Here is a 26,866-nt window from a genome sequence, read left to right on the forward strand (position 1 = left end):
CAAGGGGTCGCAGTGTCCTGACTCCCGGATCTCCGCGCCCCTCCGGCCTTCCCAGGTCTCCCCGGTGGCTCTCGGGGGAGGGCCGCTCCCCGGTCACAGTGGCGCCGACCGTGCCGGATTCGCACCGGCTTCCTGCCGCACCCCTTGCATTCGGATCACGGAGCATCGTCGCAGAACCGGGGCGGCGGACCAACCGTCCACCACCCCGGCGAGACCTGCGCCACTACGGCCGTCACCTCCGCGCGGAGTGCAGGCCGTCGGTGATGAAGCGGTGGGCGTGGCGGGCCAGGTCCTCGTTGTCGTCCCAGAGGTTCCGCCAGACCGCGAGGGTGTCCGACAGCGCCGGGTCCACCACCGCCGAGGAGAAGCTCTCGAAGGTGATCGGCCCGGTGTAGCCGATGTCCACCAGCGCGCGGAAGAACGCCGGGAAGTCGATCGTGCCCGACCCGAGGTAGCCGCGGTGGCTCTCCCCGATGTGCACGTACCCGAGCCGCTCCCCGGCTTCCTGCACCGGCCGCACGAAGTCCGGCTCTTCGATGTTCATATGGTACGTGTCGAGGTGGACGGTGACGTTGTCCGCGCCGACGTCGTCGAGGAACTCCAACGCCTGCCGGGCGGTGTTGAGCAGGTTCGTCTCGTACCGGTTGAGGATCTCCAGGCCCAGCGTGATGCCGAGGTCGGCGGCCTGCGCCGCCAGGTCGCGGATCGCGGCGACGGCGTTGGCCCGCGCCTGCGGCGTGGCCGCCGTCGGGTACTTGCCGAGCGTCGAGTACAGGGCGCCGATCAGGTACTTCGACCCGATCCGGTGCACCAGGTCGAGCGCGCCGCCGAGCTTGTCCCGGCCGCGCTGCACCACCGCCGGGTCGTCGTTGTTGACGTCGGCGTCGAAGGTCAGCCCGAGCGACGCCGACGCCGCCAGCCCGTGCTCGTCGAGCAGCTGCCGCACCAGGTCGGTGTCGATCGCCGAGAAGTCCGTGGCGGTCAGCTCGATCAGGTCGTAGCCGGTCTCCTTCGCCCTGCCCAGCGCGAGCCGGGTCTCCTCCGGGCTCCAGCCGCCGACCCACACCCCGGCGTGAATTCCGATCAGGTTCACTTCCCACTCCTCGTTTCTCCGGATTGCAATGCCTGCCGTGCGCACTTCGCGGTGCCAGAACGCCGAAAAGTGCTCACGGCCCGCCACCTGCGCGAGCGCGCATTCAGGCCCTGACCTGCTCAGCGGCCTGCGGGCTCGGCACCTTGAGCACCAGCGTGAGCAACGCCGCGACCACGTACAGCGCGGCGAAGACCCACATCACGCCGCCGACGCCGAACAGCGGCAGCGTGATCCCGACGATCGCCGGGCCGACCGCGGTGGCCAGCCCGGCACCGAGGTTCAGCGCCGCCATCGCCGCACCCCGCCGGTCCGGGGCCATGGTCGGCATCAGCGCGGACATCGGCACGAACCCGGCCAGCGTCGCGCCGTAGAGCACCGAGGTGATCAGCGCCGCGGCGTAGCTGTGCGTGGTCAGCGGCAGGTAGTGGAACAGCAGCGTGGTCACCGCGCAGCCGACACCGCCCATCCAGCGCACCACCACCGCGAACCCGAAGCGGTCCCCGAGGATGCCGCTGACCAGGTTGAAGAAGATGTTGCTGACGAACATCACCGACGAGACCGTCAGCCACTGCGACAGCGTGAACCCGAGTTCGCGGGTGTAGAAGATCGGCATGAAGACGATGAACCCGTACTGCGGGATGCTGTTGATCATCCGCACCAGCATCCCGGCGGTCATCCGCGGCCGCTGCCACAGGATCGTCAGCCCGGCGAGCAGGCTGCGCAGGGGCTTCTCGTCGACCGCGGACGTCGGCCGGTCCCCGTTCGGGTCGCGCACCAGCAGCATCAGCAGGGCGCCGAGGACGATCACCGCCAGCCCGAGCCACAGCGTGCCGAGCTGGCCGATCAGCGGGATGGCGAGGTTGGCCAGCTGCGGGCCGAGCGCGGCGAACCCGGCGCTGTAGGCGAACCAGAACCACCCGGCAGCGGTGCCCAGCCGCCGGGTCTCGGTGCTCGCCGTGATCCACACCAGGAAGGCGTAGCCGAACAGCGGGTACCCGAACCCGCGGATCGCGTAGCTGACCAGCAGCAGCGGGTAGTTGTGCGCCATGATCCCGCCCGCCACGAACAGGACGTGGAAGGCGATCCAGATCCCCGCGCCCAGGAACATCACCCGGCGCGGGCCCCAGATGTCCGACAGCGCCGCCGAGAACCAGTAGGCGGCGGCCGCGGTGATGCCGTAGATGGTGAAGATCAGGGCGACGCGGCCTTCGCTGAAGCCCTGCTCCTGGACCAGGAACGCCGACAGGTACCCGGTTTCCACGCCGTCGCCGATCATGAAGACCAGCAGGCCGACGAAACCCCACTTCAGCGTTGGTGGAATGCCGATCCGTTCCAGAAGCGGCGGTGCGGACATGGTTCTCCTCCTAGTGCACGGCGGTGTGCGCGAACCGGCGCGAACGCACGTGCAACCGGGATCGCGCCGATGATTCGGGCTGTCCCGGTGAGGTGAAAGAACGCGAGCACGTCAGGGATTGCTCGCGGGTGTGGAAGCGCGCGGTCGCGCCACCTGGGCCAGGACAGGCTCAGGCGGCGTCGGGGCCGGTCCGGGACCGGCAGAAGGGGTGCGCGCGGTTGACCCGGCCGCGGAGCGCCGGGTCCGGTGGGAGCGCGACGGAGCGCAGCGCGGCGAGAACGCCGACCGATGCGCCCATTTCCGGCTCCTCCACGTCGTTGCTGAACGCGGTGGAGCCTGACACCTCGACCGCGCGGGGTCAAGCTCGGCGTAGCGCCGGTCACGCGCGGACTTCGAGGTCCGGGCGCGAGAACCGCTGCACAGCAACGAAAACCGCTCACGGGGCGATGGTCGCCGCCACCTTCGCCGCAGCTGCCAGGTAGGCCAGCACCGCGGGCCGCTCGTCGTCCTCGCGGGCGGCCACCGCCAGGCGCGACGGGGAGATGCCGCGGACGGGTACCGCGATCACCTCGTCCCGGACGACGATCGGGGCGTTGCCCGCCGCCAGCAGCACCACTCCCTGGCCGTTGGCGACCGCCTCGTGGGTCTCCTCGGCGCTGGCCACCACCCCGCCGATCCGCGGCTCGCGACCTCCCCGGGCGTCCAGGGCCAGCCAGTAGTCCCGCAGCGGACCGGCCTCGGGCGGGAGGGCGAGGAACGGCTCGTCGAGGAGATCGGTGAAGTCCACCGCACCCGCCGCCGCCAGGGGGTGGTCGTGCCGCAGCGCCACCAGGCGCGGCTCCTGAGCCACCACCTCGTACCGGTAGCGGTCCCCGTCCGGCAGCGGCAGCCAGACGAACGCGACATCGCTCGACCCGTCCGCCAGCCCGGCGCTGGGGTCGGCCCACCCGACCTGCCGCAGGACGGGCCGCGCGTCCGGGCGCAGGGAGGCCAGCCGGGTCCGCAGAGCGGGCAGCAGCCCGCGACCGGGGCTGGTGGACATGCCGATCACCAGGGTGTGCCGTTCAGCGGCCTTGGCCTCCTCCACCGCCGCCTCGGCGGCCCGCCACGCGGCCAGCACCTCGCGGGCGCGCGGCAGCAGGGCCTCCCCCACCGCGGTCAGCCGCACGGTCCTCCGGTCCCGGCGGAACAGGGACGCGCCGAGCTGCTTCTCCAGCATCCGGATCTGCTTGCTGAGCGCGGGCTGGGAGACGTACAGGCGCTCGGCGGCCCGCGTGAAGTTCAGCTCCTCGGCGACCACGGCGAAGTAGCGCAGATCGCGCCCGTGAACGTCCATAACCCCTGGCTATCACAGCAGGTCTTGGACGTGGAAGCGGATCGCGCCCGAGGATGGGGGTCAGCGGAACGGAGAGGACGAGAAGATGACCGAGAACGGCAAGGTCTGGCTGATCACCGGCGCGAGCAGCGGCTTCGGGCGAGCCATCGCGGAGGAGGCGATCGCCGCCGGTGACACCGTGATCGGCACGGCCCGGCGGCCCGGGGCGCTGGCCGACCTGGTCGCCGCGCACCCGGACCGGGTGGAGGCGATCGGCCTCGACGTCACCGACGGCGCGCGGATCGACGCGGTGGCCGCCGACGTCCTGGCCCGCTACGGCCGGGTCGACGTGCTGGTGAACAACGCCGGGCGCACCCAGGTCGGGGCGTTCGAGGAGACCACCGACCAGGAGCTGCGCGACCTCTTCGAGCTGCACGTGTTCGGCCCGGCCCGGCTGACCCGCGCCCTGCTGCCGCAGATGCGGGAGCGCCGAGCCGGATCGATCGTGAACATCAGCAGCTTCGGCGGACAGCTGTCCTTCGCCGGGTTCTCCGCGTACAGCGCGACCAAGGCGGCGCTGGAACAGCTCTCCGAGGGCCTGGCCGACGAGGTCGCGCCGTTCGGCATCAAGGTGCTGATCGTGGAACCCGGCGCCTTCCGCACCAACCTGTTCGGCAAGGGCGCGGCCTACTTCTCCGCGGAGCACCCGGCGTACGCGGAGAAGGTCGGCGCCACCCGGAACGCGGTGCGGAGCGGAGACGGCACGCAGCCCGGGGACCCGGCGAAGGCCGCAGCGGCGATCCGGCTGGCCCTGAACGCCGAGAAGACCCCGCTGCGGCTGGCCCTCGGCGGCGATGCGGTGGACGCCCTCGTCGGACACCTGGATTCGGTGCGGGCCGAACTGGTCGAGTGGGAGGAGGTCTCCCGGGACACGGAGTTCGACACCCCGTGACTCCCGCCGGTCACGCGCGGCGGCGCGGCTCGCGGCGCATGTCGACGTGCGGGATGCCGTCCTCCAGGTACTCGTCGCCGTCCACGACGAACCCGAAGGAGGCGTAGAAGTCCTTGGCGTAGACCTGGGCGGCGAGCACCGCTGGCGCGTGCTGCACCTCCGCGACGGCGGCGCGCATCAGCTTGCGGCCCAGCCCCAGCCCGCGCGCGGACTTGGCGGTGCACACCCGGCCGATCCGGAAGGTGCCGTCGGGGTCTTCGAGCAGCCGCAGGTAGCCCAGCACGTAGCCGTCGGCCGAGTCGATCCAGAAGTGCCGGGTGGTCTCCTCCAGGTCGCGACCGTCCAGCTCCGGGTAGGGGCACTCCTGCTCGACGACGAACACGTCGACGCGCAGGCGCAGCATCCGGTAGAAGTCCTCGGCGTCCAGGTCCGCGGTGTAGGCGCGGTGGACGGCGGTCGCGAGCGGCTGGAGGGTCATCCCTACTTGGATATCACAACGGGGTCTCGAAACCCGCATTCACCTGCACCGGAGTAGCCAACAACACTCCGAGCTACCCGGTGGCCCCGAGGCGGCGGGCGATGTGCTCCGGCAGCGGGTACGGCGTCTCCTCGGGCAGCTCGGCCCGGGCGGCATCGAGGTTCCCGGCCGCGACGAGCTCCGCCGTCCGCCGCATCACCGGGGTGACGTCGGTGAGCGAGACGATCCAGTCGTCCGCGTAGCGGGGCACCGCTTCGCCGCCGAGTCCTACTTGGATGGAGCGGTGGTCCAGCGGGCGGTGGTGGAGGTCCCGCTCCGGGTCCCACTGGACGCGGACCGGGCTCGTCCGCTTCTGCTCCGCCCACTGCTCGCGGGTGCCGTGGACGTCCGGCTCGTAGTGGCTCAGGCAGGCGTGCTCGAGGGCCCACTCGAAACCGTCGCGGGTGATCTCCACGGCCAGCACCCGCTCCTGGTTCGGCTTGGTCGCCCAGCCGCACCGGTAGGCCATCCACCGGAACGACGGCTTGATCCACGTCATGCGCTCGCGCTTGAACGGGGGCACGAACGTCCCGGCCGCCAGCGCCGCCCCGGCGATCTCCGCCGAGTACGCCTGGTAGACGGTGATGGTGGTCGCCGTCTGCCGCGCCCGGACGGCGCGGTGCTCGATCTGATCTTCCACACCGCTCAGCCTGCGGCAGGCCGAGCGGTGCTTCAATCGGTTTTCCGCCCGGTCAGAGCTGTCCGGCCAGTTCGCCGGTGTAGCTGGACAGGCGGGTGTAGACGCCCGGGGTGTTCGGGCGACCGCAGCCGGTGCCGTACGAGACGACCCCGATCAGGCGGTTGTCCGCCACGATCGGGCCGCCGGAGTCCCCGGTGCACGCGTCGCGCCCACCCTCGGGCACCCCGGCGCAGAACATGCTCCGCGCGTCGTAGTTCGGGTAGGCGCCGCGGCAGGCCTCGTCCGTCGTGATCGGGACGTCCACCGCCTGCAGTGTCGTCGACGGCTGGCCGGATTCGCTGGTCTTGCCCCAGCCGTAGACGCGGCCGACGGTGCCGGGCCGGTAGTGCTCGGTGTCGCCCTGGTCGACCAGCGGGAGCCCGCCCTGGGACAGCGGCTGGCGCAGGGTCAGGACCGCGACGTCGTCGCCGCTGGTGTAGCCGCGGAACCCGGGGTGCACCCAGACCCGGTCGACCTCCGCGACCTCGCCCTCGTCGGTGCTCAGGTCGGTGCGCCCGGCGATCGCGCGCAGCTGCTCCGGGCCGCGCTGGCCGCCGGTGAGCGGCTCGACCATGCAGTGCGCGGCGGTGACCACCTTGATCGGGGTCACCAGGGTGCCGCCGCAGAACTGGCGGCCGTGGTCGTCGGTCAGCGCGACCAGCCACGGGGCCTCGTCGGTGGTGGCCGCGGAACCGCCGAGCACCCGCGCCTGCGGTTCTTCCGCCGCGCCCGCCGTCGCGGGGTGCACTCCGGCCAGCGCCGCCACCGCACCGGTGATCACGAGCCGCCGCACTGCGGCCCCGGTCCTGCCACGCGCCACGACGCGCCTCCCACTGTCGACGATCTTGCCGACGGCACACCGTAGTCACCCGGACACCGGAACATTACGAGGCGCAACTCACACGGTCGCAGGAAAAAATTTCGTTAAGATGGATTACATCGGGAAATTTTACTGAGCGCGTCACCGTCGACCGCCGCTCATCCTTCCCCCGCCGACACGGACCCGGAGCACCTCTCAGCACCGGGTCCGCGAACTGTGCCTGAACAGGTGACAGATCCAACCCGATCAAGTGATCAGTGCCGTGCGCTGTCGCGAAGGAGGAACCGTGCTCGTGGACCTGACCCCGCTGCCCGCCTTCCTGGTGGCCAGCGTGGTGGTCGTGCTGACCCCCGGCGTCGACGTCTTCCTGCTGCTGCGGACCTCGCTGAACCGCGGCCGCCGGGCGGGCCTGCTCGCGCTGGCCGGGATCCACACCGCGAGCATCCTGCAGGTGGCGCTGGTGATCTCCGGGCTCGGCGCCCTGGTCACCAGCCACCCCGCCGTGCTGTCCGCGCTGAAGTGGATCGGTGCCGCCTACCTGGTCTACCTGGCCGCCTCGATCCTGCGCGGGCTGTGGCTGACCAGGAAGAAGACCGCCGAGGGCTCGCTCAGCGGACCGCCCGTCGACAACTCCAACCCGTACCTGCGCGGCCTGTTCAGCAACCTCACCAACCCGAAGATGCTGCTGTTCAGCCTGGCGTTCCTGCCGCAGTTCGTGGGCTCGGCCGCGCAGCCCGCGCTGCAGCTGGTGATGCTGGGCGTGGTCTTCCTGGTGCTGGCGCTGATCTGGGAGGCCTCGATGGTCCTCGGTGCCGCGCGGATCGCCGACCGGCTACAGAACCCCCGCGTCGCGAAATCGCTGGACGTGATCAGCGCGGCGGCGTTCCTCACCATCTCGGTCGGGCTGGTCGCCGGCTGACACCACCGCGCAGGTGATCAGCACGAGGGCGACCAGCACCGCCAGCAGCACCGGCGCCGGGACCACCGGTGCCAGCAGGCTGATCCCGAACGGCGTGCAGAAGCCGAGGTAGGAGATGCACCAGAACACCGCGGTGAGCCGGGCCAGCTCGCCCGGCCCGGCGATCCGGCCCACCACGGTCAGGCAGAACGTCACGGTGAACCCGTAGCCGACGCCCATCAGCAGGCAGGCCACCAGCGCCGCCCAGGGCAGCACCCGCGCGGCGGAGATCGCCGCCAGCCCGAGCCCGGCCGCGAGCACCAGGAGACCGACGACCGCCGGGGCCCGCTCGCCGCGCCGGGCGATCCGGCGAGCGATCGGCTGCACGACGGCCCCGAGACCCGGCGTGACCAGCGCGGCGACCCCGGCGTAAACGATCTCGAAACCGACCAGGTCGCGGCTGACCAGGCCGGGCAACGTCCCGAACGCAACTGTCGGGCCGACGAACACCCACGGCGCAACCGGCAGCACGAGGCGCCGGAACCGCGGATCCCGCATCCCGCGGCCTCGCGCCCCGGAACCGCTCCCGTCCGTGCGCGTCTCCGGGCAGGACAGCGCGAGGGCCGACCCCGCCACGCACAGCAGCAGGTGCGGCAGGTAGGCGATGACCAGCGGGTGCGGCCCCCACTGCGCGATCAGGGCGGACACCAGCCCGCTGAGGCTGAAGCCCATCGAGAGCATCACCCCGGCCCGGCGGGCACCAACACCGTCCTCCACCGCAGTGCCGAACGGCGGGTGCGACAGCTCCCGGACCCACGCGCTGCCCGCGGCCAGCACCGCGCCGGTGCTCAGACCGGTCAGCAGCCGTCCGACCGCCAGCCAGGCCGCCGCGTCCACCCCGATCATCAGCGCCACCGTCGCCGCGGCGTTGACCACGACCGCGCCGAGGACGACCGGGCGCCGACCCCGGCGGTCGGCCAGCGGGCCGCCGAGCAGCAGACCCGGCAGCAGACCGACCACGTAGAGCGCGAGCAGACCCGTCGTCGCCTGAGCGGACAACCCCAGGTCGTGCTGGTAGGCGCCCAGCAGCGACGAGAACTGGTTCGCTCCCCAGCCCACCGCGGTCAGCAGGAACGCGGCGGGCAACCACTTGTTCTGCACGCAGTCGTTCTAAGCCGCTGACGCGCGGTACCGCACCAACCCTTCAGGATTCGTGAACGCGGCCGTGATATCCGCCTCGCGCCCACCGGTTCGTACGCTGCGGGTATGGACCTGCGTCGGTTGACGTCCTTCCTCGCGGTCGTCGAGGAAGGACACTTCGGCAAGGCCGCCGAGCGGCTGTTCCGCTCCCCCGCGTCCGTCACGGCGCACATCAAGCAGCTGGAGCACGACCTCGGCGTCCGCCTGCTGGACCGCTCGCCGGTGCGGCTCACCCCGGCCGGTGAGCGGTTCGTCGGGCACGCGCGATCGCTGCTGGCCGCGCTGGACGCGGCGGTGGCCGACGTGGCGGAGGCCCCGGCGGAGCCGACGCTGCGGGTCGGGGTCATGAGCAACGGCTCCGCCGAGCTCACCCCCGCCGTCGTGCAGGCGTTCCAGCGGGCCTGCCCGGAGGTCGCGGTGGAGTTCCTCGCGCTGGACTTCACCGAGCACGTCTCGGCGCTGGTGCAGCACCGGGTCGACGTGGCGTTCGTGCGGCCCGCCCCGGTGGACGAGCGGATCGCCGTGGACGTGGTGACCACCGAGCGGCGCATCGTCGTCGTGCCCGCCTCCTGGGGGCTGGCCGACGCCCCCGCCGTGCACCTGGACGACGTGCTCGACCTGCCCTACGTCAGCCTCCCCGAGCACACCCCGCGCCAGTTCAGCGACTACCTCTACTTCGCCGACGCGCGCGGCGGGCTGTCGCCGCACCGCAGCCGCTCGCACGCGGTGACCCCGCACGAGGTCCTGACGACGGCCGCCGCCGGTCGGGGCGCGGGATCGGCGCTGGAGTCCTTCCAGCGGTACTACCCGTGGCCGGGCACGGTCTGCGTGCCCGTGCTGGACGCGCCGCCCGAGCACAGCGTGCTGGCCACCCGCGCGGACGACCGCAACCCGGCGGTGCGCACCTTCCGGTCCCTGACCACCAGCCTGGCCCGCGAGCTGGGCCCGCGGCTGCGGCTGGCCTGAGCCCGGACGCGACGCGGCCGGGGCGCTCCCGCCGCGCCCCGGCCGCGTCCGTGCTGGATCAGGAATCCAGCTGCTGCTGCACGTCGTCGTGGTAGGCGGCGACGCGGGTGTAGATGCCCGGTGCGTTCGGCCGGGCGCAGCCGTTGCCGGTGGAGACGATGCCCACCAGCTTGTTCTCCACCACCAGCGGTCCGCCGGAGTCGCCCTGGCAGCTGTCCACGCCGCCCTGCGGGAGCCCGGCGCACACCATGGCGTCCGCCTTGTACTGCGGGTACGCCTTCTGGCAGTCGGCGTCGCTGGTCAGCGGGACCTCCGCCTTCTGCAGGTTCTCCGACGCCTCACCGCCTTCCGCGGTGGCGCCCCACCCGAGCACCGAGGCCTGCTTGCCCGCCTCGTAGAGCGGCGCGTCGTCCTTGGACGCGATCGCCAGCGGCTGCTGCGGCAGGTCCTGGCCGAGGGTGAGCACCGCGACGTCCGAGCCGCTGTTGGCGTCCTGGTACTGCGGGTGGACCCAGATGTTGGTCACCTTGGCCACCGTGCCGTCGTTGCTCTGCTTGCTCTCCCGACCGGCCACCACCTGGACCGCCTCCGGCTTGTCCCCGCTGACGCAGTGCGCCGCGGTGATCACCTTGTTGGCCTTGGCCACCGTGCCGCCGCAGAACTGGTTGCCCTGGGTGTCGGTCAGGTACACCACCCACGGGTGCTCGGCGATCTTGGCCGGCTCACCCCCGACGATCGGCGGCGCCGCGGTCGCGGCCCCCGCGGTCAGCACTCCCGACGACAACGCCGCCGCCGCCAGCAGCCCGGCCACCGACCACACCCGGCTCCGTGTGTTCGCCATGTCGTTGCCTCCTCCCCCGGAGCCTCCCGGCAGATCGCGTGTCGATCCGCCGTCTCCGGCTCGACCAAAGTGTCCATTAGAAAGAGGATCACGACCCGCTGTTGGATACAGATGCACCAATGAGCACAACCCGTTCGAGTGGAAATTCCCGAAAATTTCCACTCGAACGGCTTACTCGAACTGTCCAAAAAGGACTCAAATACGCAAGGTTGTTCCACCGCCGGGAAATGCGTATTCACACTCATGACGCCAGGAGTTTGTCAATACTCCGATGGGCCTTCCCATTCCGGGGGACACCGGTCCGATGTAGACATGTCGGGCGCCGCGACCGCCAGGGTCAGTAGCCCGCAGCGCGGTCCACGACGCCGAGGAGCGGTTCCCCGGCGAGTCGGCGGCGCACGTTCTCCTCGACCCGGCGGGCCAGCGCCGGGACCAGCAGCGACATCGGGTTCGCCGCGTGCGGCGAGATGATCGCCCGCGGGTGCTGGAACAGCGGGTGCCCGTCCGGCAGCGGCTCCGGGTCGGTGACGTCCAGCGCCGCACCGCCGATGCGCTCCGCGTCCAGCGCCGCGACCAGCGCCTCGGTGTCGACCAGCGATCCGCGCGCCACGTTGACCAGCCAGGCCCCGGGCTTCATCCGGGCCAGCGCACCGGCGTCGATCAGCTGCGCGGTCTCCGCCGTGGCGGGTGCGGCGACCACCACGAAGTCCGACTCGGCCAGCAGTTCCCGAACCCCCGCGGCGTCGTCGGAGCGCCAGGTCGCGGCCGCGCCGTCGACGGGTCGGCCGGACCGGTTCACCGCCAGCACCCGGACCCCGAACGGCCGCAGCAGCTCGATCAGCGCGCGGCCGATCCCGCCAGCTCCGACGATGCCGACGGTGGAGCCGAAGACGCTGACCATCCCCTCCGGCCGCGACCAGCTCGAAGCTCGCGCCATCCGGTGCATCTGGCGCGCCCCGGCCAGCATCAGCCCCAGGGTGTGCTCGGCGACGGTCTGCGCGTAGGTGCCAGCTGCCGAGGTGAAGGTCACGCCGTCCCGCAGCGCACCGGCCGACACCCACGACTCGATCCCGGCGGCGGGCAGCTGCACCCACTCCAGGCCCGGGTGGTCGAGCTCGGCGAACTGCGCCGGTGCTCCGCCGAACCAGACCAGCGCGCTGGCATCAGCGGCGGGGCTGAGCTCGGCACCGGCGGCGACCACGGCCGCCTCCAGCTCGGGCTGGGCGACCGGACCAACGTGGACCTTCACGACTTCTCCATTCCGCAGCGCTCGACGTCCCCGGCATCCTCCAACGCCGACCGGGGCGCACCCAACCCCGACCTCACCCCGCGCCGAAACTCAGCGCGCGCCAACGACCTTCGTCGAGGTCGAGCCACCGCGCCAGGTCCGCGCGGTCCGGCGACGCCGTGTGGTCCTCGGTGCTGAGCAGGCTGTGCGCGGCCAGGAGGTGGCCGAGCCGCAGGCAGCGCACGGCGTCCGCGCCGCGCAGCACACCGGAGATGAACCCGGCCGCGAAGGCGTCCCCGGCCCCCACCGGCTCGACGACCTCGACCTCCGGCGCGGGCACGGTCACCGCCTCGGCGCCGAGCGCGTGCGCGGCGTCGGCCCCGTCCTTGACCACGACCACGCTCGGCCGGTCCAGCAGTTTCCGCACGTCCTCGGGGGTTTCCACGCCCCAGAGCGCGGTCGCCTCGTCCAGCCCGACGAACACGGTGTCGGCGAGCTGGGCGAGCTCGCGCAGCTCGGGCGCGGCCTGCGCCACCGGCCACAGCGCCGGGCGGTAGTTGACGTCGAAGGTGATCCGGGCGCGGCGGGGGCGGGTGAGCAGGTGGCGGACCAGCCGGTCGCAGCCCGCCGAGAGCGCGGGGGTGATGCCGGACAGGTGCAGCACCTGCGGCGCGTCGAGCACGTCGTCGGGCAGGAAGTCCTCGTCCATCGTGGACGCCGCGGACCCGGCGCGGTAGTAGTGCACCCGCGTGCCCTGCGGGGTGGGGTCCTTGAAGTAGACGCCGGTGGGCGCGTCCGACCGCACCTCCACCAGGCCGGTGTCCACCCCGGCCGCGGCGATCGTCGCGACCAGGCGGCGGCCCAGCGGATCGTCGCCGACCCGGCTCGCCCAGCCGACCCGGTGCCCGAGCGCGGCGAGGTGGATGGCGACGTTGGACTCCGCACCGCCCGCGGAGAGGGTGAAGACCGGAGCCTGCTCCAGGGGCACCGGAGAGGCCGGGGAGACCAGCGACATCGTCTCCCCCAAGCACAGCACCTCGGGGCCGCCCGGCTCCGCCACGTCCGCCTCCTCGATCCGCCACGACGTCGGCGCCCAGCCTATCGAGGATGGTGCGAAATACACACTGCCGTTGCATTGCGCGCAATATCGCTGCTGAGATCGGGCATTCCCCGCCGCAGCGTGATCCGCGGTGCGCGATGCTCCTGACCGGGAATCCTGCGGTGCGGCCCCGCCGCGCGAACAGGACACCGGAACATCCCTAAGCTGGCCGCTGATCGTCCTCAGTCCCAGGAATGGAGGTTGCTCGCAATGAGTCTGGAGCGCCCGATCGACCCCGATCCGTACTCGCTGCTCCCCGCGGTCCCGAGCTTCGACGTCACCTCCGACGACGTGGCCGACGGGCGGCCGATGCCGCGCGCCCACGCCTTCGACGGGATGGGCGCCGAGGGGCAGAACCACTCGCCGCACCTGCGCTGGTCGGGCTTCCCGGAGGCCACCAAGAGCTTCGTGGTGACCTGCTTCGACCCGGACGCGCCGATCCCCGGCGGCTTCTGGCACTGGGTGCTGGTCGACATCCCGGCCGACGTGACCGAGCTGGCCACCGACGCGGGCAACCGCAACGGCCACGGCATCCCGGCCGGGTCCTTCCACGTGGCCAACGACTTCGGCGAGCGGGCCTTCGGCGGTGCCGCGCCGCCGCCCGGCGACCGGCCGCACCGCTACTACTTCGTGGTGCACGCCGTGGACATCGAGAAGCTCGGCCCGGACGACACGGCCAGCCCAGCGGTGATCAGCTTCAACCTGGCGTTCCACACCCTCGCCCGAGCCGTGATCACCCCCACCTACCAGCACTGACTCCGCGCTTTCGAGCCACAGTTTCAATGAGGTTTTTCCAACCTCGTTCTGCGTGGCGGTGCCGGTGGCGGTGCAGGCTGCGAGGGTGGGCTATGCGCCTGGCGGCGCATGCGACCCTCGCCGACCGGTGCCGGTCGCCCTTCGCAGCTGCGGTCCACGGGCAGGATGAAAAAGGCTCAATGGAAACTGTGATCCGCCGTGGGGAGGATCTGCAGTTTCCATTGAAACTGCAGGAGGTGCACGAGCCGCGCCCGTCCCGGTTCCCGGGGCGGGCGCGGCTTTTTCGCGTTCGACGATCACTCGATCGAGATGTATCTGAAACGGGCCTTCGCTCCTCTATATCAGCGGGGAGGTTTTCGGACGTCAGGAGATCGAGATGAGCGTGCTGCCCGGATCGTTCGCCGTGCTGGTCGCCACCGGCCTGGCGGCGGTGCTGTTCGCGCCGTTCGTCGCCGCCGAGCACCGGCGGCACGGCGAGCTGCGCGTGGGCGTCGCGCTGCTGCGCTTCGCCGTCCTGCTCTACGCGGTCGCGCTGGCCTGCTACGTGCTGCTGCCGTTCCCCGGTTCCCCGGCCTGCTACGAACCGCAGTGGCAGCCGTTCGCCGCCTTCCGCAGCACCGCGGGGCTGGAGCAGTTCGCGTGCAACATCGCGCTCTTCGTCCCGCTGGGCGCACTGCTCCGGCGCGGCCCAGCAGCGGCGGCGCTGGTCGGCGGGGCCGTCTCGGCGGTCGTCGAGCTGACCCAGCTCACCGGCATGTGGTTCCTGCTCCCCTGCCCGCACCGGGTGTTCGACGTCGACGACGTCCTCGCCAACACTGCCGGGGCCGCCCTCGGCGGGGTGTTCGGGCCGCTGCTGCGCCGCGTGCCCACCACCGCCCGCGACCGACCGGCCGAGCCGCGCCCGGTCAGCGCACCCCGCCGCCTGCTGGGCATGAGCTGCGACCTGCTCCTGCTGTGGTGGCTGGGCGTCGCCTGCGCCCGCGGCGCCGAGGTCGTGCTCTGGCTGACCGGCGCCGAGCCCGACACCTGGTGGGAGGCATCGGCGTTGTGGTTCGCGCCCGCAGTGGTCCTGCTGGGCGCGATGCTGCTCAGCGGCGGCAGCTCGCTCGGCCAGCACGCCGTCTGCCTGCGCGCCCGCGCGCCCACCAGGCCGACCGCCGCCGCGCTGCTGCGCTGGGCGTCCGGCATCGGCGGCTTCGCCGCAGCTCAAGGCATGTGCACGGCGGTGCTCGGCGAGGCGGATGCGACGCTGGGGGTGCTGTGGTGCGCAGTGCACGCTTGCGGCGTGATGCACACCCGAGATCACCGCGGAATCACCGGCCTGGTCTCCGGGTTGGAAGTGATCGACGCCAGACGACGCCAGCGCGCCCCGACCGCGGCCCGCTCGACCTGAGGCAGGATGGACCAGTGCGGCACTTCGACCTAGTGATCATCGGATCCGGCTCCGGCAACTCGATCCTCGACGACCGGTTCTCCGACTGGGACGTCGCCATCGTCGAGAAGGGCATCGGCCCCAACGACGCCTACGGCGGCACCTGCCTGAACGTCGGTTGCATCCCGACGAAGATGTTCGTGCACACCGCCGACGTGGCGAGCTCCCCGGGCAGCGGCGCCAAGCTCGGCGTCGACCTGGAGCTGCGCGACGTGCGCTGGCCGGAGATCCGGGACCGGATCTTCGGCCGGATCGACCCGATCGCCGAGGGCGGTCGCCGCTACCGCGCCGAGGACAACCCGAACGTCACCCTCTACCAGGGGCTGGCCAGGTTCACCGGCGTCAAGCAGCTGACCGTGCAGACCGCGGACGGACCCGAGACGATCACCGCGGACCGGTTCGTGGTGGCCGCGGGCGGGCGTCCGGCGATCCCGGACCTCCCGGGCCTCGACCAGGTCGACCACTACACCAGCGACACCGTGATGCGGCTCGACCGGCTGCCCCGCCGGATGATCATCATGGGCACCGGGTTCGTCGGCGCCGAGTTCGCGCACGTGTTCTCCGCGCTCGGCGTCGAGGTCACCATGATCGGCCGGTCCGGCCGGGTGCTGCGCAGCGAGGACACCGACGTCTCGGCGCGGTTCACCGAGCTCGCCGCCCAGCGCTGGGACCTGCGGCTCAACCGCAAGGAGATCTCCGTCGAGCGCGAGGGCGACCTGGTGCGGCTGCACCTGGAGGGCCCGGAGGGTGCTGAGGTGGTGGAGGCCGAGGCGCTGCTGGTCGCGATCGGCCGGGTGCCCAACGCCGACCTGATCGACGCCGCCGCGGGCGGGCTGGAGCTCACCGACGGCGGCAAGATCAAGGTCGACGCCACCCAGCGGACCTCGGTCGACGGCGTGTGGGCGATGGGCGACATCAGCTCCGACCACGAGCTCAAGCACGTCGCCAACCACGAGATGCGGGTGGTGCAGCACAACCTGCTGCACCCGGAGGCCCCGATCGAGTCCGACCACCGGTTCGTCCCGCACGCGGTGTTCTCCGCCCCGCAGATCGCCTCGGTCGGCCTGACCGAGCAGGAGGCCGAGCGGCGCGGCGTCGAGTACGTCACGTCGACCCAGGACTACGCGGGGATCGCCTACGGCTGGGCGATGGAGGACACCACGGGCTTCGCCAAGCTGCTCGCCGACCCGGACACCGGCCTGCTGCTCGGGGCGCACATCATCGGCCCGCAGGCCCCGACCCTCATCCAGCCGCTGATCCAGGCGATGCAGTTCGGGCTGGACGCCCGCAGCATGGCCCGCGGCCAGTACTGGATCCACCCCGGCATGCCGGAGCTGGTGGAGAACGCCCTGCTCAACCTGCCGCTGCGCTGACGCGCGTCCGGCGGAACCCGCGCAAGACCTGATCGGCCGGACACACCGCCGCCCGCGGTGTGTCCGGCATCATCTTGATCCGTTCCAGACACGGCTGTGTGCTGGAGCGGCAGTTGTGTCCTGGCCCTGGGGGTGCAACCCGTCCTGTAGCGCAGAGAACGAAGGAGTTCGACCAGTGCTTCACGAACGTCTCGAGCCGGTCTACGACAACGTGGTCCAGCGCAACCGCGGCGAAACCGAGTTCCACCAGGCCGTTCGCGAGGTGCTGGAGAGCATCGGGCCGGTCATCGACAAGCACCCCGAGTACGCCGACCAGAAGATCATCGAGCGCATCTGCGAGCCGGAGCGCCAGATCACCTTCCGCGTGCCGTGGGAGGACGACCGCGGCGAGGTGCACATCAACCGCGGGTTCCGGGTGGAGTTCAACAGCGCGCTCGGCCCGTACAAGGGCGGTCTGCGCTTCCACCCGTCGGTGTACCAGGGCATCGTGAAGTTCCTCGGCTTCGAGCAGATCTTCAAGAACGCGCTCACCGGCCTGCCCATCGGCGGCGGCAAGGGCGGCGCGGACTTCGACCCCAAGGGCCGCTCGGACCGCGAGATCATGCGGTTCTGCCAGAGCTTCATGACCGAGCTGCACCGGCACATCGGCGAGTACACCGACGTTCCGGCCGGGGACATCGGCGTCGGCGGCCGCGAGATCGGCTACCTGTTCGGCCAGTACAAGCGGATCACCAACCGCTACGAGTCGGGCGTGCTGACCGGCAAGCACCTGTCCTTCGGCGGCGCCCGCGTGCGCACCGAGGCGACCGGCTACGGCTGCGCCTTCTTCGTGCAGGAGATGCTGGCGGCGCGCGGCGAGTCCTTCGAGGGCAAGCAGGTCGTGGTCTCCGGCTCGGGCAACGTCGCGATCTACACGATGGAGAAGGTGCACCAGCTCGGCGGCACCGTGGTGGCCTGCTCGGACTCCTCCGGCTACGTGCACGACGAGAACGGCATCGACGTCGAGCTGGTCAAGCAGCTCAAGGAGGTCGAGCGGACCCGGATCGCGGCCTACGCCGAGCGCCGGTCGGGTGCGAAGTTCGTCGCGGACCGCAGCGTCTGGGAGGTGCCCTGCCAGGTCGCGATGCCCTCGGCCACCCAGAACGAGCTCGGCGCCGACGACGCGGCAACGCTGATCGCCAACGGCTGCATCGCGGTCGGCGAGGGCGCGAACATGCCCACCACCCCCGAGGCGGTGCGCTCCTTCCAGGAGGCGGGCGTCGCCTTCGGCCCGGGCAAGGCGGCGAACGCGGGCGGGGTGGCGACCTCGGCGCTGGAGATGCAGCAGAACGCGTCCCGCGACAGCTGGAGCTTCGAGTTCACCGAGCAGCGCCTCCAGCAGATCATGAAGGACGTGCACGCCCGCTGCTACGCCACGGCGGAGGAGTACGGCATGCCGGGCAACTACGTGGCCGGAGCCAACATCAACGGCTTCACCAACGTCGCCGACGCCATGCTCCGCCTCGGCCTCATCTGATCCGGGCTCGGACGAACGCGAAGGGCGCCCCCGACCGAAAGCCAGGTCGGGGGCGCCCTTCGTCGAATCCGGCGTCAGACCGTGCGGGGACGTCCGGCAATCACGCCGAAGACCGCCTGGACCGCGACCACCACCAGGAGCACCACCAGCGACGCCGACCACTGGTGGGTCACGTCGTGCAGGACGCCGAACAGGAACGGCCCGAAGGACGCGATCAGGTAGCCGATGCTCTGCGACATCGCCGACAGCGAGCTGGTGTCGGCGGCGTTGGCCGTGCGCAGCGAGATGAGCACCAGGGCCAGCGGGAACGCGCTCATGCCGATGCCGATCGCCAGCGCCCACACCACCGGCATGGTCAGCGGCGCCAGCAGCAGGCCGAGCAGACCGCTGATGGTGAGCACCGCCAGCCCGATGGCCCAGCCCGACTGGCTGCGGGTCTTGGTCACCAGCGGCGGCAGGACCATGTTGATCGGCACGCCGACCAGCAGCAGGAGGCCGAGCAGCATGCCCGCGGTGGTGCCGTCGATCCCGGCGCCCTTGAACACCTCGGGCAGCCAGCCCATCACGACGTAGGCGACCAACGACTGCAGCGCGAAGTACCCGGTGATCACCCACGCCAGCGGGCTGCGCATCAGCGACCGCCGCGGCCCGGTCGAGGCCGTCACCTGCCTCGCCGACGAGCGGCGGGCGGTGGCCGGAACCCACACGCACAGCGCGGCCAGCGCCACCACCGCCCAGGTGGCCAGCGCGAGCCGCCAGCTGCCGGTGGCGGAGTTCAGGTACGGCGTCAGCGCGGAGCCGGTCGAGCCGCCCGCGGCCATCGCCGTCGTGTAGAGCGCGGTCGCCATCCCGACCTTGGTCGGGAACGACTCCTTGACCACCACCGGGATCAGCACGTTGCACATCGCGATCGCCGCGCACACCAGGACCGTGCCGCTGAGCACCGTCCACGGACCGCCGACGGTCCGCAGCAGCATCGCGGCGGTCAGCACCGCCAACGAGACCCCGATGACCTTGTTGATGCCCATCCGCCGCGCCAGCAGCGGAGCACCGATGCCCGCCACGCCGAAGCACAGCGTGGGCACGGACGTCACCACGCTCGCCCAGGTGCTGGAAGCGCCGAGCGAGTCCCGGACCTCACCGAGCACCGACGCCAGGCTGGTGACCGCCGGGCGCATGTTCGCCGCCGCGAGCGCGACACCGGCGAGCAGCAGACCGCCACCGGCGGTCGCGAGGTGCCGGTTCGGGTTGACGGTCTCCGCGGCACCGTCGTTCTCGCGGGCGAGCGCGTCCGGGTGCACATCGGTGGGGAGTCGGGTGGCATCCTGGTCAGCCACATGGTCAGGGACGTGCTGGGTGCGTGACTCGGTGGACATCACGACCTAGTATGTCAAACGTAGGATGTTTGGACGAAAGGACCTGTCAGTGCCTTTGGTCACCGCCAAACGGACCGGGCTGGTCGATCAGGTCATCGCCCAGATCCGCGAACTCGTGACGTCCGGGGAATGGCCGCTGGGCGAGAAGATCCCGCCCGAGGCCGAACTGGTGGCCGCGCTCGGCGTCGGGCGCAACACCGTCCGCGAAGCGGTGCGCGCGCTCTCCCACGCCGGACTGCTGGAGGTCCGGCAGGGCGACGGCACGTTCGTGCGCGCCACCAACGAGATCTCCGGCGCGGTTCGCAAGCTGTGCGGGCAGGAGCTGCGCCAGGTCCTGGAGGTTCGGCGCGCGCTGGAGGTCGAGGGCGCGCGATTGGCCGCGAAGACGCGCACCGAGGACGACCTGCGGGAGATGTCGGCCTGCCTGACCGAGCGCGACGCAGCCGTGCAGAACCGGGACAGCGAATCGGTCGTCACCACCGACACCGAGTTCCACCGGCTCCTGGTCGCGGCCTCGCACAACCCGGTGCTCATCTCGCTCTACGACGGGATCCGCGAAGCGGTGACCTCCAGCGTGGCGACCACCTTCAACCCCGAGATCCCGCCGGAGCAGCACGTCTCGCACACGGCGCTGCTCGCCGCGGTGCGCGACGGCGATCCGCGGCGGGCCGCGGAGGAAGCGGGCGGGTTCCTGGACGAGCTGCTCGCCCAGATGGGTCCTCAGGCCGAGGAATCCGGCCAGTAGTCGGTCCCGACGTCGAAGGCCTCGGCACCGGCCGGGACCACCCAGGATCCCGCGATCAGGCCGGTGGCGAAGCCACCGCCGGACCGGCCCTGCACCGGCAGCAGCTGGACCGACGGCGCGCCGAACCGGGTGATCACGATCTCCTCCCCCGATTCGGCGCGGTCCAGCAGCTCGACCAACCGCTCGCGGGCTTCGTCAACGGAGAACTCGACAGCCATGCCGACGACGTTACCCGCGTCACACCGCGAAGGCCCGCATTCGCCGCGGTCTCAGCCGAAACTGCGGCGCAGCGTCGGGAGCCCGGCGGGGGCTCCCCCGTCGAGCAGCCGCCGCAGGGCGTCGGTGTCCAGGTGCTTCTCCACCAGGTCGCCGAGCAGGTCGAGCTGCCCGGCGCGGATGTCGGCGAACACCGTGTCCCCGGCCGGTTCGAAGCCGTCCCGCCCGGCGCGCCGGGCCGCCCAGCGCAGGAAGGACCGCCGGAAGGCGTCGTTCTCGAACAGCCCGTGCCAGTGCGTGCCGAGCACGGATCCGGCGATGCCGCCCTCCGGCTGCCCGTCGGCGGTGGTGACCAGCGGTTCGAGCTCGCCGCGGCGGACCGGCTGCCCGTGGTGGATCTCGTAGCCGGAGACCGGCTCGCCGAACGCGCGACCGCTGGGCCGCGCCAGGGTCTTGCGGGCCGCGAACTCGATCTCCAGGTCCAGCAGCCCGAGCCCGTCGACCGCCCCCGCACCGGATTCGACCTCGTCGTGGATGCGCCGGGTCAGCATCTGGAAACCGCCGCAGATCCCGGCCACCGGCAGCCCGGCGCGGGCGTGCGCGAGGACCGCGTCGGCCAGCCCGCTGCTGCGCAGCCAGGCCAGGTCCGCCGCGGTCGACTTGGACCCGGGCAGCACCACCAGGTCGGCGTCGGACAGCCGCGAGGGCTCGGTGACGAACCGCACCGCGACGCCCGGCTCCGCGGCCAGCGCTTCGACGTCCGTGGCGTTGGAGATCCGCGGGAGCCGCGGCACCGCGACCCGCAACCACTGGTCGCCCCGGGGCGGCGCGGGCCGCCCGACGACGCCGTCCGCGGCGTAGGAGAGCGAGTCCTCGGCGTCCAGCCACAGCTCCTCGGCCCACGGCAGCACGCCGTGCACCGGACGTCCGGTCAGCTCCCGCAGCTGGTCCAGCCCGGGTTCCAGCAGCGCCGGGTCACCGCGGAACTTGTTGATCACGAACCCGGCGATCAGCGCCTGGTCCGCCGCGTCCAGCAGCGCGAGGGTGCCGAAGAGCTGCGCGAACACGCCGCCGCGGTCGATGTCGCCGACCACCAGCGCCGGAAGTCCGGCGGCCCGCGCCAGCCCCATGTTCGCGATGTCGTTGGCCCGCAGGTTGATCTCGGCGGGCGACCCGGCGCCCTCGCAGATCACGTGGTCGTGCTCGGCCCGCAGCTCTTCCAATGTGGACACCACGGTGTCCAGCAGGGCGGCCTTGCGGGCCCGGTAGGACATCGCGGTCACCTCACCGGCGACCCGCCCGAGCACCACGACCTGCGAACTGCGGTCGCTGCCCGGCTTGAGCAGCACCGGGTTGAACCGCACCGAGGGCTCGAGCCCGCACGCGGCGGCCTGCACCGCCTGGGCCCGCCCGATCTCCCCGCCGTCGGGCGTGACGACGGAGTTGTTGGACATGTTCTGGGCCTTGAACGGAGCCACCCGCGCCCCGCTCCGGGCCAACCACCGGCAGATCCCGGCGGTGACGACGCTCTTCCCGGCATCCGAGGTGGTTCCGGCCACCAACAACGCATTCACGAGAACTTCCTATCCCATCGCCCGAGTTGCTCGCGCAAATTCCGTCGCACACCACATGCCTCCAGCACGCTCCTCTACTCTCTCCGCAACGCCCGGGTACACCGATTTGAGGAACGATGCATCCAGACGATTGGCTGAGCCAGTACGACTCCAAACTGCGGAAGCTCAAGGAGGACACCGACCGCGCGCAGTCCGAGCTCTCGCAGCTCGGTGCCACTGCCACGTCCCGCGACGGGCAGGTGACGGTCCGGGTCAACAGCAGCGGTGTGCTGGAGGACATCCAGTTCGGCCACGGCTTCCAGCACCCCAAGCCCGACCAGGTCGCAGCCTCGATCATGGAGTGCGTCCGCCGGGCCCAGCGGGACGCCGCTGGCCAGATGGTCGACGTCATGCAGCAGTTCGTCGGCGACGGGACGGCGCTGGACTTCGTCAAGAGCAGCCTCCCGCACGGCTACGCCGGGGACGGCACCGATCCGGACGAGACCCCGAAGCGCCCGGCCCCGCCCGCCGACGAGGACGACTACGACAACGGCGGGAGCTTCCTGCGATGAGCGACGACGGCTTCAAGGCCGACGTGCCGGTGATCAAGGAGCACAGCGGCCAGGTCCAGGGCTTCGCCAACCGCGTGAAGACGGCGCACGGCGCGGCCCAGACCACGCTGGACAGCAACGCGTTCGGCATCTTCGGCCAGTTCCTGGCGATGCAGTGCACCGCCCAGGGCGAGCTCACCAAGTCCGCCATCGAAACCGGCGCGAGAGCGCTGGAGGCCATCAAGACGGCGCTGGACGAGACCGCGGCCGAGTACGAGCGGACCGACCAGGAGAACAGCGACTTCATCAAGGGGGTGACCGTTGAGTTCGGAAAGTGACCTCGTCGTCACGGCCGACGAGTCCTCGAAGGAGTCCGAGGCGAAGGGGACGGCCAACCCGGCCAGCGGTGCCGGTGGTGTCGAGAACGTCATCGGCACCGTCCAGTCGATCCAGAACGGCGACTGGGACTCCGCCGGGCTGAACGCGCTCGGCGTCGGCGTCGACGCGGTCGGCCTCGCCGCCGACCCGCTGGCCACCCTGGCCAGCTGGGGAGTCGGGTGGTTGATGGAGAACGTCTCCTTCCTGCGGGAGCCCTTCGACGCGCTGATGGGCAACCCGGACGCCATCAGCGGCATGGCCAGCACCTGGGAGAACATCGGCAAGGAGCTCAAGGCGGTCGGCCAGGAGTACGGCCAGTCCGCGCAGGGCACCACCTCCTGGGAGGGCAAGGCCGGTGACGCCTACCGCACCCTCGGCGCCGACACCGCCAAGACCGTCGACGCGCTCGGCGAGGCGTGCAACGGCATGAAGGCCGCGGTGGACGGCGCCGGTGTCGTGGTCGGCGCGGTGCGCGGCATCGTCCGCGACCTCATCGCCGGGGCCATCGGCGAGATCATCTCCATCGTCCTCAAGTGGGGCCTGGCGGCCGTCGCCACCGCGGGCATCGCGGCGGGCGGGATGATCGCCGAAGCAGTCCAGACCGCGATCACCTGGGCTGGCAAGATCAAGGGCTGGATGGACAAACTCGCCGACGTCCTGAAGAACCTGTCCAACGTCCTGAACAAGCTCGGTTCCGCCGGGCAGTCGCTCAAGACCAAGGTGGACGACTTCTTCAGCGGCCTCGCCAACGCGCCGAGCGCCAGCGTCGTCAACCCCAACGCCCAGAAGGCCGTCACCGGTCAAGGAGTGAAGGAGCTCGGTGAGGGTCTGCAGAGTTCCACGACCGGTCGGCTCAAGGACGCCTGGGCGGGCTTCAAGGCGGGCGGCGCCGAGTACAAGCCTTGGGCGGAAGGCAACCTCTTCCAGAAGCCGACCGTCGACATGGGCCCGGACGGCGGTCGCGCGAAGATGACCTACGAGGTGACCAAGGGCGCGGCCGCGCTGGACGACGGCAAGGACCTCGCGCACGAGAACCAGCAGGAGCAGAAGTAGGTGAGGTCGGTGTGGAGGTCGGACAACCCGGTCGCCCGCGTCCTGCGGGTGCTGATCGGGTTCGGCATCGTCGCGCTGATCGCCTTCACCGCGCTCACGGTGATCTTCTCCTTCCAGCGCAAGACGGAGGCGACGAACGCCACGGCGCGGGTGACCGCGTGCGAGGACACCGGGCCGATCACCCGCCGCGGCTTCGGTCACAACTGGAACTGCACGGCGACCATCCGCGATGACGAGTCCGGCGAGACCTGGACGACCGACATCGACATGAACTTCTTCACCCCGGAGGACATCGGACAGGACAAGCGGCTCTACTGGGGCTACGGCGGCAACCGGATGGTCACCTCGGACTACCGGGTGTACGCCTCCCCGGAGGGGGTTTCCGCGGGCACCTACGCCGTGATCTCAGCGGCGGTCGGGTTCCCGGCGATCATGGCGATGCTCTGGTTCTTCGCCAAGGCTGTCGTGTGGGGGTTCTCCCAGGAAGAGCAGCGGAAGTTCTGGGAGAAGATCCACGGCACGCCGGAACAACGCGCCGCGAAGAAGCAGAAGGAGCTCGAAGAGCGCCAAGCCCGCAAAGCCCGGCTGGCGCGGTACGCCGAGATCAAGGAAGCCCGCCGCAGGGCGAAGGAGGAACGCCGTCGGGCCGGGCGCTAGCGCACCAGGTCCGGCCTGACCTCCGACACTGCCCGGGTGAGCCGCTGCACGGTGGCTTTCCCGGGCAGTTCCAGTTGCGCCTCCGGCGGGTTCGGGCTCTTCAGCAGCACCGCGTGCCGCACGCCGAACGCCCGGTCGGCCGGGTGGAGCACCAGCGCGGCAGGCGTCGGCCTGGAGTTCGGGTCGTCCTTCGCCTTCGGCTTCGGCTCCTGGCCGCGCACCGCGCGCAGCTCGCCCCACGAGATGAAGTCGGTGTCACCGCCGCTGCGCAACCACAGGCCGCGCTCGTCCACCCGGACCTGATGCCCCTTGAACAGCATGAACAGCCCGCCGACCAGCATGATCAGGGCGAACGGCGCGAAGATCGCGGCGAAGACCCAGCCGATCACCGGGTGGTGCCCCTCGGCTGCCACACCGGGCTCGACGGCGTAGAGCACGAACATCCCGTCGAAGGCGCACAGGAACAACGCGCCCGCGAGGAATCCCCAGCCGTACCGGTACCGGACGACCTTCGCCGAACGGCTCGGCGCCCACGTCTCGCTGTGCACGGGCACCGAGCCTAGACGCTTCAGCCGCAGGCGCGACGCCTTCAGCCACGAGGTATGAGCTGCCGCAAGCGCGAAGCGCTCAACCTTCCCTGCACTTCACGGCAGGGTCAGGATCTCGTTGCCGTCCTCGGTGATCAGGATGGTGTGCTCGAACTGGGCCGTCCAGCTCTTGTCCTTGGTGGTGACCGTCCAGCCGTCGTCCCACAGGTCGTACTCGTGGGTGCCGAGGGTGATCATCGGCTCGATGGTGAAGGTCATGCCCGGTTCGAGGATGGTCTGCACCGACGGCTCGTCGTAGTGCAGGATCACCAGCCCGCTGTGGAACGAGCGGCCGATGCCGTGCCCGGTGAAGTCGCGGACCACGCCGTAGCCGAAGCGCTTGGCGTAGGACTCGATGACGCGGCCGATCACGTTGAGCTGGCGGCCCGGCTTGGCGGCCTTGATGCCGCGCATCATCGCCTCGTGGGTGCGCTCGACCAGCAGCCGCGCCTCTTCGGAGACCTCCCCGGCCAGGAACGTCGCGTTGGTGTCGCCGTGCACGCCGCCGACGAAGCCGGTCACGTCGACGTTGACGATGTCGCCGTCCTCGATGACCGTCGAGTCCGGGATGCCGTGGCAGATCACCTCGTTCAGCGAGGTGCAGGAGGACTTCGGGAAACCCCGGTAGCCGAGCGTCGACGGGTACACGCCGTGGTCGCAGAAGAACTCGTGCACGACCGCGTCGACGTGGTCGGTGGTCACGCCGGGCTGCACCGCCTTGCCCGCCTCGACGAGCGCCTGCGCGGCGAGCTTGCCCACGACCCGCATCGCCTCGATGACCTCGGGCGGCTGCACGTCGGGGTCGGTACCGCGCTTGGGAGCCGGCTTGTCGACGTACTCGGGACGCTCGATGTGCGCGGGGACTGGGCGGCGCGGCGTCTGCACGCCTGGTTGCAACGGAGCTCGAACCGGCATGCCCCCCACTCTAACCGCGCCGCCCGGCCGAACTCAGAGCGGTGACGGCGGGTCAGCCGGTCCTCGGCGGTGCGGTCAGTTCGCGCCCGGGGAGGCGGTGGCCAGGCCCGCTTCCTCCGCCGCGGCCAGCAGGGCCGGGTCGTAGGAGAGGTAGGCCACCAGGCCGTCCTTGATCTTGCAGGCCGATGCCAGGTGGACGGCGTCCACCGGCCCCACCTTGGCCTGCAGCTCGCTGGCCGCGTCCAGCACGTCCTGCTTGACCGGCAGGTGGTCGATCTTGGAGATGATGATCGCGGCCAGGTCCACCGCGTGCGGCCCGATCTCGCGGAAGGTCCGCAGCACGTCGACCTTGGACAGCGCGCTGGTGACCCTGGGGTGCTCCCAGCGCTCGCGGACCCACTGGCTCAGCGCCTTGCTCTCCGGCTCGGGGGCGATCAGCTTGATCAGCGCGGAGGAATCGAAGTAGATCAAAACCGCTCCTGTTCACGCCTGCGCAGCAGCCGGTCGGACACGCTCGGGGTGGGCGCTGCGGGCAACGGGTCGGGCAGCTCGCCGCCGTCGCCGGGCACCAGCTCCCCGGCCGCGACGAGCTCGTCGTACAGGGCTTGGTCACGCGTGGGCGGAGCCAGCACTGCGACGGTGCGACCTCGGTCGGTCACCAGGATCGACTCGCCGGCGGCGACCCGCTTCAGGTACCGGCTCGCGTTCTGCCGCAGCTCGCGCACACCGATCCGCTCCATGAGCTACAACGTAGCACAACGATCACCCGCCGCGATCACCCGAACACGTGACGCGA

At 71.2% G+C, this 26,866-nt stretch carries 30 protein-coding genes and 1 riboswitch; of the genes, 12 read left to right on the forward strand and 18 right to left on the reverse strand.

Annotated elements, in window-relative coordinates; translation table 11 throughout:
* Window positions 1-10: 10 nt before the first annotated feature.
* Window positions 11-135: riboswitch (cobalamin riboswitch) on the reverse strand.
* Between the two features lie 97 nt (window positions 136-232).
* From F1721_RS15940 to F1721_RS15950, 4 genes are all read right to left on the reverse strand, one after another.
* Window positions 233-1,093, reverse strand: a complete 861-nt coding sequence (locus tag F1721_RS15940) for a sugar phosphate isomerase/epimerase family protein (protein WP_150067487.1) — start codon at window positions 1,091-1,093, stop codon at window positions 233-235.
* A gap of 103 nt (window positions 1,094-1,196) precedes the next feature.
* Entirely contained in the window at window positions 1,197-2,447 is a 1,251-nt protein-coding gene (locus tag F1721_RS15945; RefSeq protein WP_150067488.1) for an MFS transporter, read from the reverse strand.
* Between the two features lie 169 nt (window positions 2,448-2,616).
* Window positions 2,617-2,745 (reverse strand): hypothetical protein, encoded by a 129-nt coding sequence (locus F1721_RS35355; protein WP_281288766.1) that lies wholly within the window; start codon window positions 2,743-2,745, stop codon window positions 2,617-2,619.
* A 138-nt stretch (window positions 2,746-2,883) separates the two neighbouring features.
* Complete coding sequence (locus tag F1721_RS15950; protein WP_150067489.1) at window positions 2,884-3,783, reverse strand: LysR family transcriptional regulator; 900 nt, start codon at window positions 3,781-3,783, stop codon at window positions 2,884-2,886.
* A gap of 85 nt (window positions 3,784-3,868) precedes the next feature.
* Between F1721_RS15950 and F1721_RS15955 the strand changes: the two genes are divergently transcribed.
* On the forward strand, window positions 3,869-4,714 hold the full coding sequence (locus F1721_RS15955; RefSeq protein ID WP_150067490.1) for an oxidoreductase: 846 nt from the start codon (window positions 3,869-3,871) through the stop codon (window positions 4,712-4,714).
* A gap of 10 nt (window positions 4,715-4,724) precedes the next feature.
* On the opposite strand, the gene F1721_RS15960 is transcribed toward F1721_RS15955, so the two are convergent.
* The 3 genes from F1721_RS15960 to F1721_RS15970 all read right to left on the reverse strand — a co-directional run bounded on the left by F1721_RS15960 (window position 4,725) and on the right by F1721_RS15970 (window position 6,730).
* The gene (locus F1721_RS15960) at window positions 4,725-5,192 is read right to left on the reverse strand and encodes a GNAT family N-acetyltransferase (RefSeq protein ID WP_150067491.1); all 468 of its coding nucleotides are present in this window, start codon (window positions 5,190-5,192) and stop codon (window positions 4,725-4,727) included.
* Between the two features lie 73 nt (window positions 5,193-5,265).
* Window positions 5,266-5,871, reverse strand: a complete 606-nt coding sequence (locus F1721_RS15965; protein WP_150067492.1) for a DUF4291 domain-containing protein — start codon at window positions 5,869-5,871, stop codon at window positions 5,266-5,268.
* Between the two features lie 52 nt (window positions 5,872-5,923).
* A complete protein-coding gene (locus tag F1721_RS15970; protein WP_246154994.1) occupies window positions 5,924-6,730 on the reverse strand; it encodes a S1 family peptidase in 807 nt (268 codons plus the stop codon).
* A 286-nt stretch (window positions 6,731-7,016) separates the two neighbouring features.
* Here F1721_RS15970 and F1721_RS15975 point away from each other — a divergent pair, with 286 nt between their 5' ends.
* The gene (locus F1721_RS15975) at window positions 7,017-7,649 is read left to right on the forward strand and encodes a LysE family translocator (protein ID WP_150067493.1); all 633 of its coding nucleotides are present in this window, start codon (window positions 7,017-7,019) and stop codon (window positions 7,647-7,649) included.
* Here the strand turns inward: F1721_RS15975 and F1721_RS15980 are convergent.
* Window positions 7,563-8,789 carry an MFS transporter gene (locus F1721_RS15980; protein WP_246154998.1) on the reverse strand — a complete coding sequence of 409 codons (1,227 nt, stop codon included), beginning with the start codon at window positions 8,787-8,789 and terminating at the stop codon, window positions 7,563-7,565. The genes F1721_RS15975 and F1721_RS15980 overlap by 87 nt on opposite strands.
* A gap of 105 nt (window positions 8,790-8,894) precedes the next feature.
* On the opposite strand from F1721_RS15980, the gene F1721_RS15985 reads away from it, so the two are divergent.
* Complete coding sequence (locus F1721_RS15985) at window positions 8,895-9,794, forward strand: LysR family transcriptional regulator (RefSeq protein ID WP_150067494.1); 900 nt, start codon at window positions 8,895-8,897, stop codon at window positions 9,792-9,794.
* 58 nt (window positions 9,795-9,852) lie between these two features.
* Here the strand turns inward: F1721_RS15985 and F1721_RS15990 are convergent, their stop codons facing one another.
* The 3 genes from F1721_RS15990 to F1721_RS16000 form a co-directional block, all read right to left on the reverse strand.
* Entirely contained in the window at window positions 9,853-10,635 is a 783-nt protein-coding gene (locus F1721_RS15990) for a S1 family peptidase (RefSeq protein ID WP_150067495.1), read from the reverse strand.
* A 337-nt stretch (window positions 10,636-10,972) separates the two neighbouring features.
* A complete protein-coding gene (locus F1721_RS15995; protein WP_150067496.1) occupies window positions 10,973-11,884 on the reverse strand; it encodes an NAD(P)-dependent oxidoreductase in 912 nt (303 codons plus the stop codon).
* A 73-nt stretch (window positions 11,885-11,957) separates the two neighbouring features.
* The gene (locus F1721_RS16000; protein ID WP_246155001.1) at window positions 11,958-12,923 is read right to left on the reverse strand and encodes a sugar kinase; all 966 of its coding nucleotides are present in this window, start codon (window positions 12,921-12,923) and stop codon (window positions 11,958-11,960) included.
* Window positions 12,924-13,172: 249 nt separating this feature from the next.
* On the opposite strand from F1721_RS16000, the gene F1721_RS16005 reads away from it, so the two are divergent.
* The 4 genes from F1721_RS16005 to gdhA all read left to right on the forward strand — a co-directional run bounded on the left by F1721_RS16005 (window position 13,173) and on the right by gdhA (window position 18,039).
* Entirely contained in the window at window positions 13,173-13,718 is a 546-nt protein-coding gene (locus F1721_RS16005) for a YbhB/YbcL family Raf kinase inhibitor-like protein (protein ID WP_150067497.1), read from the forward strand.
* A gap of 376 nt (window positions 13,719-14,094) precedes the next feature.
* Window positions 14,095-15,111: a VanZ family protein gene (locus F1721_RS16010; RefSeq protein ID WP_150067498.1), complete on the forward strand. Its 1,017-nt coding sequence runs from the start codon at window positions 14,095-14,097 to the stop codon at window positions 15,109-15,111.
* A gap of 14 nt (window positions 15,112-15,125) precedes the next feature.
* Window positions 15,126-16,523: a mycothione reductase gene (locus F1721_RS16015; protein WP_150067499.1), complete on the forward strand. Its 1,398-nt coding sequence runs from the start codon at window positions 15,126-15,128 to the stop codon at window positions 16,521-16,523.
* Window positions 16,524-16,698: 175 nt separating this feature from the next.
* Complete coding sequence (gdhA, locus tag F1721_RS16020) at window positions 16,699-18,039, forward strand: NADP-specific glutamate dehydrogenase (RefSeq protein ID WP_150067500.1); 1,341 nt, start codon at window positions 16,699-16,701, stop codon at window positions 18,037-18,039.
* A gap of 74 nt (window positions 18,040-18,113) precedes the next feature.
* Here gdhA and F1721_RS16025 read toward each other — a convergent pair whose 3' ends face one another.
* On the reverse strand, window positions 18,114-19,376 hold the full coding sequence (locus tag F1721_RS16025; RefSeq protein ID WP_246155014.1) for a CynX/NimT family MFS transporter: 1,263 nt from the start codon (window positions 19,374-19,376) through the stop codon (window positions 18,114-18,116).
* An 88-nt stretch (window positions 19,377-19,464) separates the two neighbouring features.
* Between F1721_RS16025 and F1721_RS16030 the strand changes: the two genes are divergently transcribed.
* A complete protein-coding gene (locus tag F1721_RS16030; RefSeq protein ID WP_150067502.1) occupies window positions 19,465-20,160 on the forward strand; it encodes a FadR/GntR family transcriptional regulator in 696 nt (231 codons plus the stop codon).
* Here F1721_RS16030 and F1721_RS16035 read toward each other — a convergent pair.
* Together F1721_RS16035 and F1721_RS16040 are read right to left on the reverse strand one after the other, a co-directional pair.
* Complete coding sequence (locus F1721_RS16035) at window positions 20,136-20,378, reverse strand: type II toxin-antitoxin system Phd/YefM family antitoxin (RefSeq protein WP_150067503.1); 243 nt, start codon at window positions 20,376-20,378, stop codon at window positions 20,136-20,138. The genes F1721_RS16030 and F1721_RS16035 overlap by 25 nt on opposite strands.
* Before the next feature lie 51 nt (window positions 20,379-20,429).
* On the reverse strand, window positions 20,430-21,950 hold the full coding sequence (locus F1721_RS16040; protein ID WP_150067504.1) for a cobyric acid synthase: 1,521 nt from the start codon (window positions 21,948-21,950) through the stop codon (window positions 20,430-20,432).
* Between the two features lie 116 nt (window positions 21,951-22,066).
* On the opposite strand from F1721_RS16040, the gene F1721_RS16045 reads away from it, so the two are divergent.
* Genes F1721_RS16045 through F1721_RS16060 form a run of 4 tightly spaced genes read left to right on the forward strand, consistent with a single transcriptional unit; the run spans window position 22,067 to window position 24,568 of the window.
* Window positions 22,067-22,501, forward strand: a complete 435-nt coding sequence (locus F1721_RS16045; protein WP_150067505.1) for a YbaB/EbfC family nucleoid-associated protein — start codon at window positions 22,067-22,069, stop codon at window positions 22,499-22,501.
* Window positions 22,498-22,818, forward strand: coding sequence for a type VII secretion target (locus F1721_RS16050; protein WP_150067506.1), 321 nt, complete (start codon window positions 22,498-22,500; stop codon window positions 22,816-22,818). The genes F1721_RS16045 and F1721_RS16050 overlap by 4 nt, the downstream gene beginning before the upstream one ends.
* Complete coding sequence (locus F1721_RS16055) at window positions 22,802-23,911, forward strand: WXG100 family type VII secretion target (protein ID WP_150067507.1); 1,110 nt, start codon at window positions 22,802-22,804, stop codon at window positions 23,909-23,911. Before F1721_RS16050 ends, F1721_RS16055 begins: the two co-directional genes overlap by 17 nt.
* 9 nt (window positions 23,912-23,920) lie before the next feature.
* On the forward strand, window positions 23,921-24,568 hold the full coding sequence (locus F1721_RS16060; RefSeq protein ID WP_150067508.1) for a DUF6346 domain-containing protein: 648 nt from the start codon (window positions 23,921-23,923) through the stop codon (window positions 24,566-24,568).
* On the opposite strand, the gene F1721_RS16065 is transcribed toward F1721_RS16060, so the two are convergent.
* The 4 genes from F1721_RS16065 to F1721_RS16080 all read right to left on the reverse strand — a co-directional run bounded on the left by F1721_RS16065 (window position 24,565) and on the right by F1721_RS16080 (window position 26,810).
* Entirely contained in the window at window positions 24,565-25,116 is a 552-nt protein-coding gene (locus tag F1721_RS16065; RefSeq protein ID WP_150067509.1) for a hypothetical protein, read from the reverse strand. The two genes, F1721_RS16060 and F1721_RS16065, sit on opposite strands and share 4 nt — an antisense overlap.
* 96 nt (window positions 25,117-25,212) lie before the next feature.
* Window positions 25,213-26,070, reverse strand: coding sequence for a type I methionyl aminopeptidase (map, locus tag F1721_RS16070; RefSeq protein ID WP_150067510.1), 858 nt, complete (start codon window positions 26,068-26,070; stop codon window positions 25,213-25,215).
* Between the two features lie 75 nt (window positions 26,071-26,145).
* Window positions 26,146-26,541 (reverse strand): type II toxin-antitoxin system VapC family toxin, encoded by a 396-nt coding sequence (locus F1721_RS16075; protein WP_150067511.1) that lies wholly within the window; start codon window positions 26,539-26,541, stop codon window positions 26,146-26,148.
* Complete coding sequence (locus F1721_RS16080) at window positions 26,538-26,810, reverse strand: type II toxin-antitoxin system Phd/YefM family antitoxin (RefSeq protein WP_150067512.1); 273 nt, start codon at window positions 26,808-26,810, stop codon at window positions 26,538-26,540. Before F1721_RS16080 ends, F1721_RS16075 begins: the two co-directional genes overlap by 4 nt.
* Window positions 26,811-26,866 lie beyond the last annotated feature (56 nt).

The organism is Saccharopolyspora hirsuta (genome assembly GCF_008630535.1).
Classification (GTDB): Bacteria; Actinomycetota; Actinomycetes; order Mycobacteriales; family Pseudonocardiaceae; genus Saccharopolyspora; species Saccharopolyspora hirsuta.

What these genes read in the sequence shown, in the direction of transcription:
- F1721_RS15985 (WP_150067494.1), top strand. Translation starts at nt 8,895, where the DNA reads ATGGACCTGCGTCGGTTGACGTCCTTCCTCGCGGTCGTCGAGGAAGGA.
- F1721_RS15955 (WP_150067490.1), top strand. Translation starts at nt 3,869, where the DNA reads ATGACCGAGAACGGCAAGGTCTGGCTGATCACCGGCGCGAGCAGCGGC.
- F1721_RS16005 (WP_150067497.1), top strand. Translation starts at nt 13,173, where the DNA reads ATGAGTCTGGAGCGCCCGATCGACCCCGATCCGTACTCGCTGCTCCCC.
- map (WP_150067510.1), bottom strand. Translation starts at nt 26,070, where the DNA reads ATGCCGGTTCGAGCTCCGTTGCAACCAGGCGTGCAGACGCCGCGCCGC.
- F1721_RS16010 (WP_150067498.1), top strand. Translation starts at nt 14,095, where the DNA reads ATGAGCGTGCTGCCCGGATCGTTCGCCGTGCTGGTCGCCACCGGCCTG.
- F1721_RS16050 (WP_150067506.1), top strand. Translation starts at nt 22,498, where the DNA reads ATGAGCGACGACGGCTTCAAGGCCGACGTGCCGGTGATCAAGGAGCAC.
- F1721_RS15950 (WP_150067489.1), bottom strand. Translation starts at nt 3,783, where the DNA reads ATGGACGTTCACGGGCGCGATCTGCGCTACTTCGCCGTGGTCGCCGAG.
- F1721_RS15960 (WP_150067491.1), bottom strand. Translation starts at nt 5,192, where the DNA reads ATGACCCTCCAGCCGCTCGCGACCGCCGTCCACCGCGCCTACACCGCG.
- F1721_RS35355 (WP_281288766.1), bottom strand. Translation starts at nt 2,745, where the DNA reads ATGGGCGCATCGGTCGGCGTTCTCGCCGCGCTGCGCTCCGTCGCGCTC.
- F1721_RS16035 (WP_150067503.1), bottom strand. Translation starts at nt 20,378, where the DNA reads ATGGCTGTCGAGTTCTCCGTTGACGAAGCCCGCGAGCGGTTGGTCGAG.
- F1721_RS16045 (WP_150067505.1), top strand. Translation starts at nt 22,067, where the DNA reads ATGCATCCAGACGATTGGCTGAGCCAGTACGACTCCAAACTGCGGAAG.
- F1721_RS15990 (WP_150067495.1), bottom strand. Translation starts at nt 10,635, where the DNA reads ATGGCGAACACACGGAGCCGGGTGTGGTCGGTGGCCGGGCTGCTGGCG.
- F1721_RS15945 (WP_150067488.1), bottom strand. Translation starts at nt 2,447, where the DNA reads ATGTCCGCACCGCCGCTTCTGGAACGGATCGGCATTCCACCAACGCTG.
- F1721_RS16080 (WP_150067512.1), bottom strand. Translation starts at nt 26,810, where the DNA reads ATGGAGCGGATCGGTGTGCGCGAGCTGCGGCAGAACGCGAGCCGGTAC.